This is a genomic window from Paracoccaceae bacterium, assembly GCA_033344815.1.
In the GTDB taxonomy this organism is placed as follows: domain Bacteria; phylum Pseudomonadota; class Alphaproteobacteria; order Rhodobacterales; family Rhodobacteraceae; genus Roseobacter.
Genome location: JAWPMR010000001.1, coordinates 4,547,194 through 4,558,402 on the forward strand (window position 1 = coordinate 4,547,194; position 11,209 = coordinate 4,558,402).

An 11,209-nucleotide genomic window follows, 5' to 3' on the forward strand; every position below is an offset into this window, starting at 1 on the left:
GCGTTGGAGTCTGTTCCGTTTCATTTAAAAGGCAGAGATACTCTGCTGTTTACGCAACAGTGCCATTCGTCGGGATCACCTTGGACAACCTGTTTTGAGTGCGCGACCCGGTCCCATATTTAGTTTTGGGTCTGGCAAACTCAATGCAATTCGTTTTGTGCCGCAGTGCCGCCGCGCTGTTGTCAAATCTGCGCGATGAAGCTGCACGCGTTGGCACGTTTGTAGACGGATTTTTAGCCGGGCCTCTTTGGCTCGGACTAGAGATTGCGTTGCTTAAGGGCACTATCCTGATCCAGCTGTCGGAAGAACGACATCGCGTTCATCAAACCAGATCTTGCGCAACGAATCAAAACATCAATCGGGCGGGGACGAACGCCACGTAATTCCCCTGCAATTAACCTACAAGTTCTTTCAAATTTGATGTGAATTACAATAAAATGTAACTATAACGCGAAACAGATCATTAACTAAGCCCGGTCGCTTAAATGGTGAGCAAAGTGTGGCTCGTAAAAGGCGTCCGGCGGCTCACAAGGGCCGTGTACTTTTGGCAGTCGAAATATGGTGTCGCGGTTTATCAGATGAACCACGATGATGAGGGTAACTTGATGTTTTTACATCTTTTTGAGGGATGTTCCTGTGAGTGATAAGTTCGAAGTTTCTGATGAAACGACACAACAAGAGCTAATGGAAATCATGGCGAGCCTGAAAGAAGGGCAAGCCGGCATTGACCTCATTTTCATGGACACCTCTTCGAAGTCGGACGTGTATTTTCCCGAGGGAACAGACATCTCAAAGCCGTTGATTCTTGGGGATGATCTGCTCTTTGTGCAGCCGGATGGCCAGATCGTGGGCCTGTTGGATGGTGCAAAAGGCGACTTTATCATCACAGCAAACGAATTGAGCGTCCCGTCACAGAATGTGGTGACAGTCGCGCTCGCTCAAGACGATTGGCAAACGATAGCGGATGCGATTGAGGTCAGCGAATTTGTTGCAGCTGGTGCGCCTGCAGGTCCTCCCGGCGGATCAGGAGAACAAGATCCGGTTGATATCGGCGATCCGCTGAACGGAATCGGTATTTCTCCCCTGTTACCACCCACTGATTTTGCATTTCCTGAGTTTCGGGAGCGCGATGTAGGTGCGGATGGCGGGACCGGCGAAGCCGATGTTCAATTCGAACTGTTGGGTGAGGCGCGGTTGATTGAAACGGACGGTGCTCTTGGATTCCGTTTTGCTGATTTCATTGGAATCAGCGCGGGCAATGCGGCGGACGGCGAAGCAATCACGTCGATCACGATCACCCTGCCCAATCTGCCAGTGGGAACAACGGCGACCGGGGGATCCTTCGTTTCCAATGGCGCGACTCAGACGTTTACCTTTACCGGTACGCCAGAGGCCTACGAGGCTCTGGTTCTCAATTTCCCGGCAGATTTTTCGACAGAAAGCCGGGTTGATACAACGCCGGGCGACTTGGACGCCACTGTCACGGCAACATCGAGCTTTGGCGGCACAACGGATTTCAATCTGCCGATCACGGTAGAACCCGAAGGCGATTTGGGTTTTGAGGGTACGGGTGTTTTGGAGGCGTTAGAGACCAATGGGCCGGTCGAAATGACCTTGGCCGAAGCTCTGAAACCAGTTCCCACAGATGCCGATGGCTCTGAAGTCGTGGACAGCGTCAGTCTGGTACTGACCGGTTTGCCGACGGGTTTGCTCAGCGACCCGTTTATCACGACCGGCGACGGCACTCGAATTGACATCACGAACGGCACTTTTGCATTCACAGGCACGCTTGCGGAATACGAAGATCTGGTATTGACTTTGCCTGCCGATTTTTCGACCACCAATCCAGGCTCCACGATCACGGGCGTTCTGAGTGCCACGACGAACGAAGGCGCGAGCGATACACAAAACTTTGAACTGGTTGTCCAAGCCACTCCTGATGTCGACATAGCGGCGCCGGATAGGTTTGCGACCGAAGACGGCAATGGCGCCGACGGGTCCGGCGTTTCAGTTGCACTCGACCTTGGTATCGCAATCACAGACGATGACGGTTCGGAATCCGACGCGCTTGTCACGATTGATTTTGCCGATTTGCCTGCAGGCACGACTTTTCAAGATACTCTCACCGGGTTGCCCAGCAACGGCATGTTTGATCCTGCCACGGGACGATGGGAAGGCACGCAAGCACAAGCCAACGCACTGCAACTGACCTTTCCTGGGGACTACTCGGGCACTGTAACCTCGGTGATCACCGCAACAACCGATGAAGGGACAGTGACGTCGTCCCAGACAATTGAAGTTGACTTTTCGGCCGATGTCGATATCGCGAATGATCCCATCGCGGCCGATGAAACCGATGCACCAGTAGTCGTGAATCCTGCGGCAACCTGGGCGGTTACAGTCAGTGACAATGACCAGAGTGAAGTATTGCAATTGGTGAGGCTGGAATTGTCGGGTTTGCCGGCCGGGGTTTTAGCGCTCAACGTGCCAACCTCCACAATCACCTATGATGCGGCAAACGGTGGCGCTTTTTCCTTTGAGGGGACCCCAGCGGAATACAGTGCCTTGCGCATCGCGTTTCCGACGGATTTTTCAACAGGCGTGAACCCGGTAGCGATTACTGGGACGGTATCTGCCATCTCAAATGAAGGTAACAATCAAGCGGCTGTGAGCCTGACGATTACGCCAGAGGGTGATGCTGCCATAGATGTGTTGCCGTTTGCAGATCTGACCGAAGCCGAGGCAACACAGACCGTTGCATTGGGGCAGCTTTTGGACCCTCAGGCCACGGATCTGGATGGATCAGAGCAAATTGATCAATTGGTGCTGACGATCACCGGTCTGCCCGGGGGTCCGGCCTATACACTTTCAGATATCTTGAACTTGCCCGCTGGCGCACCTGTTTCCTTGATCACCGCGGCAGACCAGACACAAACGCTAACTGTCACACTGAACAGCAGTGATGTCGGGGATGTGCGGGCGGTATTTGCGGCCATTGAATTTTCGATCCCAACGGATTTTTCCACCGCGAACCGGTCCGAAACCGCAGCATCTGTCAACATGCCGATCATGGTCAGTGCGACGATCACCACAGATGAGGTTGGTCAGGCCACTGCCGACGCCTTTGTAAATGTGGGTTTTGTTAATGACATCGCCTTGACGGTGCCTTTGCGAATTGATGCGCAAGAGGACGGCGGCAACAACAACAGCACTGCGGGCGTGACGGTTCCGCTGGGCCTTGTGATTGCCATTACCGATGATGACGGTTCTGAGACGGAAACGCCCGGAAGCCCATTCAGCGCCGTGGTCGACATAACCTTTGGGGATTTGCCGGCGGGCACGACGGTCACAGAAGGGACGCTTACCGGAAACCAGTGGATGGGAACCGTACAGGAAGCACGCGACCTCGCACTCGAACTGCCGGGCAATTATTCCGGTACTGTGACGGCGGACGTAACTGTTACTACGCTGGAAGGCAGCCAGAATGGCAGTCAGGTCATCGTGGTGTCGCCAACGGCAGACATCGACTTTGCGGTCAGCGATCTGGTGACCGCTGAAACCGACGCCACGGTCGAGGTGAACCCATCGCAGGCCTGGCAGATCAGCGTCACGGAAACGGGTCCGGGCGCGGAAACTTTACAATCCATCACGCTGGAGCTCTCCGATTTACCGCCGGGCGTTTTGGTGCAAAACGTGCCTGCTTCATCCATTACCTATGATCCGGCAAATGGGGGCGCATTTACGTTTACCGGTACACCGGCAGAATACGCGGCCTTGCGATTGGTATTTCCAACCGATTACTCAACAGAGTCCGTAACGGGTCCGGCTCTGCCCGGCGGCGTTATTGCAGGAACGGTATCGGCTGTTTCCTCTGATGGGGCGGCTGGTCCCGTGCCTGTGAATCTGCGGATTACGCCAGAAGGCGACGTGCGCATTGATGTGACTGGCACGGCGGATCTGCAGGAAACCGACGCGCCGGTCGATTTTTCACCTTCTGACGTTTTGACTCCGGTGCCGACGGATGTGGATGGGTCAGAAACGATCACCCAGGTGGATGTCACGTTCAATGCCCTGCCCGCAGGGACGTTGTTTTCCATCAATGGCGTGGATTTCAACCCGGCACCTGCCACGCTTAATTTCACTGGCACATTGGCGGAATATGACGGCCTGATCATCCGCCTGCCTGCCGACTATTCCACGCAGTCGCAGACTGGTGCTTTGACCGGGACAGTTGTCGCGACAACGGATGAAGGCGGCACAGTATCCGAAAGTTTTGAGGTCAACGTGGCACCGGAAGGTGACATTACGCTGTCGGGTCCGCGCACGTTGAACCTGTCGGAAAACGATGCGCCGGGCGTCAGTGACTCTGATGCGACGACCCAGGCACCTGTCCAGTTTGCCCTGGCCAGCGCTTTGACGGCAACCGCCAGTGACGCGGACGGATCGGAGTCGATTGCTCTGATCGAGGCGAACCTGTCCGGACTGCCTACAGGGAGCGAGATTTCCTTTGACAATGGCGCGTCATTTGGCGCGATCAACGCGGGTACTTTCCCGGTGTCGGTGAACTCGCTTGCTGACTACCAGCAGATCATTGTCCGCCTTCCGGATGATTTCTCGACAGAGAGCCCGGCCAGTACCATTTCGGGCGATGTGACCTTCACGACCGATGAAGCCCTTTTGAACGGCGAGACCCTCGCTACGCCCAATGGCGGTGTGGCCTCAGATACGTTCTTTGTCACGGTCAGCGCGGAGGGCGATGTCGCCATCTCCGGATCAGAACCTATCGTGATCGAAGACCTCGGGACGCCGATTGATCTTGATCTGGCGGTTGCGGTAACCGATATAGACGGTTCCGAAACCGTGCAGGGCAACATTTCCGTGGCCTTTACCGGGTTGTCATCAAATGGGCCCACGCTCCTTTCAGATGGTACCGTCTTGACGGCTGCGGCAAATACATGGACGGGCGACGCTACCGCTTTGGCGGGACTTCAGATTGCCAGTTTCCCACAGCATTTTTCAGGAATTGTGACCGTCACGCCAACGGTTCTGACGAATGAAACAGGCGCTGCGGGACAAAGCGTTTCGTTCCTTGTGAGCGTCACGCCAGTTGCAGAGCCGATCATTTCGCTGAGCGTTGATGCCAGTGAAGCCGCCGTAGAGGTGGTGGGCGCCGACAATTTCGCGGTAAAAGAAGATGCATCTTTCCTGCTCGAAATCGACGCGTCGACGCCGGACCTTGATGGTTCGGAAACGCTGGTTGACGTCACTATTGAAAATGTTCCGGCGGGTTGGCTGCGCACGGGGGATGGACCAGTCAACCTTGCGCTCTTTGAACAAGGTGGTGGCGCTATCGCCAGCGCCACCGTTACTGGTACAACGCTTACCATCACATTGAACCCTGGCGTTTCGACACTGGATGCGGCTTTGCGGGTTACGCCTTTGGCGGATGATGATCGCGACGTGGATACGATTGTTGGTTCTGATCTTGTCGCCACCGTGACGGCGGTGGATACTGCTGCCGGTCTGTCCGACAATACGGCGACGGCGCAGGACAGTGTTAACGTGGATGTTGATGCAGTTATCGACACGTTGAACCTGACGGCCGTCAACCGAAGAAGTGGTGAAAACATCAATGGGCGCAAGTTCATAGATGCGGGTTTCACGCCCGGTTTTTCGCTGACCGATACTGACGGCTCTGAACGCTTTGACGCGGTCACATTTTCCGTCACGGTCGATACGGAAAGCGACGTGTTTGATCCGGCCAGTGACTCGGACATAAGACTGAACTTTCGGGGACAAGACGCTTTTGTGAATGTCACGAAAACCGACACAACTGCGGGCGACAATGTCGTTGAGTTCGAGATTGCGCGTGCGGCCGGTGCTACGGATGCGGAATTTTCCTCTGCGATTACGGTGATGCGCCTGAGTTTTCCGCAGAACTTCTCGGGCATTGCGACGCTCGATGGGGATGTGACCTGGAGTGAGACACAAACCGGTGACGCCGAGAACAGCACTTTGGACAATTTTGGTAGCGAAGCTTTCCAAAACGTTCTGACCGTGCGGCCGACCGCCGAGGCAACGTTGGATGCCGGACTTTTCGTGACGGATGGTAGTTTTGTTGAGTCAGGAAGCCCGCAAGAAGTCTTTGCTGCGGTTCAGGCCCGCCAAAACGATGCGTCCGGATCGAATGCGAATACGCTCACCTTGCAAGAGAGCACAGCGGACGGGTCCGGTCCGGGGCAGGTGCAGGCGTTTTTACGTCTCGACGCGTCCACGCCAGATACCGACGGTTCCGAAGAGCTCGAGACGCTGGTGATCACCAACCTGCCAACTTCCTGGATCGGCATCGCCGAAACAAATGGCAGTGTGAGTTTGTCGCAAGCAGATTTCTTCGCACTGGATGGCAGTGGCCCGATGACAGCCGCCGAATTTGCCAAGATTGACAGCGCTGAATTTGATGCCTCAACAGGTGCTCTGACCATTACCTTCCAACCCGATGTGATCAGTTTTGCAGGGTCAGTTGCCGTCTATCCAGCGCTCTATGAAGATTATGACGTGGATCGGGATGACAGTGACCCGTTCAGCGCCGATGGCAACTTTTTCGGGGCCGATCTCAATTTCGAACTGACCGTTACGGATGACAACTCGGCAAGCACCGCGCAGGTAAGCGCGGATGTCACCGTGGATGTGGATGTGGATCCGGTGAACAATTTTGGCAGAATTGACCTGTTTCAAACCGGCAACGAGCAGATCGTAGATGATGCTGGCGGTGTTTTGCCGTTCGGTTTCATTCCGCTCATTGATGACATGGATGGCTCGGAGACAATTATTGCGACCGTATTGCGCAACATTCCGCGCGGCATAACAGTATATGTCACTGATCTGGCGAACCCGACAGGTCCCAAGATCCCTGCGCTACTGACCGGTCTGAACAACGATGGAACAGCCGACTGGAGCCTTGAGAGCGATCAGTGGCTCGACTTGGAACTGCGTGGCATTCCGCTGCATTCCGCCGGAAAAATTCCGATTGAGATCGATATCGTCACACAGGAAGCGGACGGCGGCGGAGTTGGACTAAGCAGGTTGGTGAATGTAGACATCGTGATAACACCTGTTGCGGACGGCGGGGACCCCAGCGAAATCGCCTCAACCACGGAAGACACGGCGGTACTGGTGCAGCTTGATGGCAATATTATCGACAATTCAGGTATTTCTGCCGGGTCACCCGAAAGCGTTGTCGGACCTTATATCATTTCCAACGTGATCGCAGATTCAGAAGGTCGTTTGCCTCGTTTCTTTGATGGTGTGCCCAATGAGGTTGGTGTCGATGCTGCCGGTGATCCAGTCTATGACAATGAGATATTGTCGCAACCTGGCCAGCCTGGCACCTATTCGGTTTCGCTGGCGCAGGCAAACACGTTGCATGTGCTGCCCGGGCAGGACAGTAGCCTCGATACTGTCGTTTTTGATGTGACCGCGACCTACCGCGAGGACATTGATCCCCTCAATCCGGGCGATCCACCAAACCCGCAAGCGGAGACCACCAATACCGGCACCGTTACGATTAGCGTCAAAGGTATTGCGGATACGCCGACCATCGACCTGCAGGAAGCAGATCCGGATTTGACAACGGGTGGCATTCAGGAGTCGGACATCAATGCCGTCTATCTGCCAACAGGCACTACCGACGGTATCCGGAATGCAGACCTCGTTTATTCCTATGCCGGATATGACGATACGGTTTTCCAACTGACGCAGCGTGTGAGTGACACGGCTCTGCAGAACGGTTTTGCGGGTGTCTCAGACCCGTTTACAGCGGCTGACCCGATTGTCGGGGACCGTGGCGAAATCATCTTTGCGGACGGTGCGCCGGATGGGTCTGAAACGATTTACTATGCGATCACGGACGTGCCTGCTGGGATCAGGTTCTCAGGCGGCACACCGGTTGATCCTACAGGGGGCAGCTATATCGTCTCCGAAGCACAGCTGAACAATCTGATCGTGCGCCCGACAGGTTTGACGGAACCGACCTACTACAACATGACGATCAATGCGATTGTTCTCGAAGCGGATGCAGAGACGTCGAGCATCCCGGTTGTGGGGCCAACGACGAGCATTCAGGATGTATTGGATGCCATCGAAGCCTTGCCGGGTGGCAGTGTGCAATCCGAAGCGCTTTCGCTTTTGGTGCTGCCATCGGGCAACGGCGTCACACCGCCAGATTGCCCGCCGGATGATCCGCGCCTGCTGCCTATCCCAGAACTCCGGTTGGTGGGGATCGGCGATGAGGATACAGCAAACGCGTTCCAGATCGAGCTTGTGCCAAGCGGGCCTTGGGCCACCATTGATGATCTGACTACGCTGCCGTTGGGCGTCTCGGGTGACTTTGGTCTTGGATTAACAATTCCACCGGGCGCTACGCTTTCCGCGCAACCCGCAAGTGCCGTCTTGTTTGATCCAGTAACGGGTCAGTATGTGATTGATTTTGCACAACTTGGGTCGGCTGGCACCGTAACTTCCGGGAGCCTCATCTATACACCACCTCCAAATGAATCGTCGCTGAACAATCCTTTCACCACGGGTGAAACGCTCGGGAACGCTGATCCCTACGATTCTCTGCAAAACATCGAATTCACGTCGGTTCTGAACAACTACACTTGTGAAGTTTTCAGCAGCGATGCCGGTGAGTTCGTGACGGTGATCAATCCGGTCGTGGATGGCGCGACCATCGACATCGGTGGACCTGCTTCCATTCTTGAAGATGGTGTTTTTGCCGCGGATATTCAGATTTCCAGTGTCGATGGCGGCGAACGCCAAACCGGCGACATTGTGATCGATCTGAGTGGAGATCTGGGAGCGCAACTGTTTGGACCTTTGGGGTTGATCACGCCAGATGGCGGATCCGGGTCGCAATATTCACTGACACTTGCGGAGCTTGCCGGTCTCGAAGTGCGCCCAACGCCCAATTACAGTGGGCCGCTTACACTGACAGTTTCAGCGACAACAGAAGACATTGATAATTCAACGCTCACGAGTACCGTGACGCGAACCATTGATGTCATACCAGTCGCGGACACGCCGGTCTTCAATTACAACCCGGACCAAACACCAACGGAGACTGGATTGCCCCTGGTCACAAATCCGCTGGACCCAGTGCCGATCGTGACAATTGTCGAAGACAAACCCGTGCTGTTTTCGGATTTCATCCTGGCTGGGATTGCGCCCGATCAGGACGGGTCGGAAGCCGTGTCTGCCCTCATTGGACCGCTTCCGGACTATGTTGTGCTGGGCGGCAATGTCATCAATAATGGGGACGGTACGTTTACCGTATCGCGCGACAGCTTCTCCACGCTGACGATCAGCCTGAAAGAGGAACACAGCCGCACGCCGGACAGCCTGGATCCAACCATCCTGGCTGAGGTGCCGATCAATATCAGTGTGAACACGCTGGAACTGGGCAATTTTGATCAGGCCTCGGCGTCGTCACAGTTCCTGCTGCGGGTTTTACCAGACGCGGACAAGCCGACGGTGACGGCTGATGTATCGCCAAATACGGGCCTGGAAGATGACGGTACGGTTTATACGCTTACTCTTGAAGGCACCACTCCGGATCCGCACGAGACGGTTTCGTTTGAGGTCACTGTGCCGCTTGGAAGCCAGCTATTGATTGACGGCGTTGCGCAAACAATACCCGCCAGTGGTGTTGTAACAGTGCCCGGAGTTCCCGCCGCCGTGGTCGGTGGCAGCAGTGATGCCACATTTGTGCCGGACGGGCTGGTTACATTTGTCCCGCCGCTCGATTTTGCGGGCACTGCGGGTCTAAGCGTCGTTGCGGTCTCCTCTGACACGAGCGCACAATATAGCTACACTGATACGGAAAACTCGGATGTGGCGACGGTCAATCTCGACATCACGGGAACCCTGGATCTGGATCTGACCACCACTGCAATCGATGCTGTTCAGCCGGATGGGAGCGACTATGATGTACCGTTGGGCATCGACGCAGTCGTCACCGATACGCAAGCTGTGCCGTCGGAAACACTGGAAGAAGTGGTCGTCAGCTTTTCAGCACCCCTGGCAGCTGGCGTTGTCCCAAGCGATGGTGTTCTGTCGCCCGACCGGCAAACGCTGACAGTGACACGCGGTGCTCTCGCGCCTGCCGATTTCGCGCTGATGATCGCAGCATTGGCATTGACCGTGCCCGCCGCCGTTGCAGACCCGATTGATGGGACGGTTGTGGCGACAACAAACCACGGCACATCTGCGCCGGAAGCATTGGATATTACCATAAACGCGCGTCCGGAAATAACCGGAACAGTTGACGTGCCTCAGACCTTTGATACCTCTATCATGCTGACATTCGCCGACCTCACGTCCAATGCCGTGGATGCGGATACACCGTTGACGGTTGAAAACCTGTCATCCCCGGATCCGGACGTTCAAATTCAGGTCGCGGGCCAGGATGTCACGATCACCGTGCCGCCAGGCTATGTCGGCACGCCGATCTTGGAATATGACGTGGTTGACAGCGCGGGCACGCCTGCAAGTTCTGCCAATGTCGCCGAGCTGGATTTCGACACGCTGCAGATGCAAGACACGGGCGCGACTGTTGTTGGCCCGGATGGCATCGCGCGTGCGGTTCTTTCTGATGTGACTGGCGACGCGGCCTTGGGCGGTACAATCGCCAAAGGCACTGGCAATGATGACGCGGTGATCTGGGATGCGGCTGGCAGCTCCTATGCCGGTATCACGGACTTCCAACTCATGGGGGGGTCCGATTTTATCGACCTCGGTACTGCAACATCCGGATACACGGTAGATCTGGGGATCGGTAATGACATCGCTATCGGTTCGGACAACGCTGATATTCTGAACGGCGGTGCAGGGGATGATACGCTTGAAGGTGGTGCCGGTCTCGACACACTGACGGGTGGCGCGGGCGCGGATGACTTTGTTCTGTCCTCGGGTCCAATTGATATTGCAGATCTCATTACCGACTTTGGGGCAGGGGATCAGATCGACCTCAGTAATGCCATTAACGGCGTCAACGATATCACCGGGCTGGCCAGCTTTGATGCCGCGACGGGCGATCTGGAAGTGGGCGGTGTGACAGCATTCAATGTTGCTGCGGCTGGGGGCGGAATACCTGCTCAAGTCGAGGTGGTTTTTGAGGACGCATCCGGGGCCGCTCAAACCGCTATCCTTTAAG

At 55.6% G+C, this 11,209-nt stretch carries 1 protein-coding gene; it reads left to right on the forward strand.

Going from position 1 to position 11,209, the window contains the following annotated elements; translation table 11 throughout:
- The first annotated feature begins 636 nt into the window (after positions 1–636).
- On the forward strand, positions 637–11,208 hold the full coding sequence (locus tag R8G34_21120; protein MDW3225355.1) for a hypothetical protein: 10,572 nt from the start codon (positions 637–639) through the stop codon (positions 11,206–11,208).
- The last annotated feature ends 1 nt before the right edge of the window (position 11,209 follow it).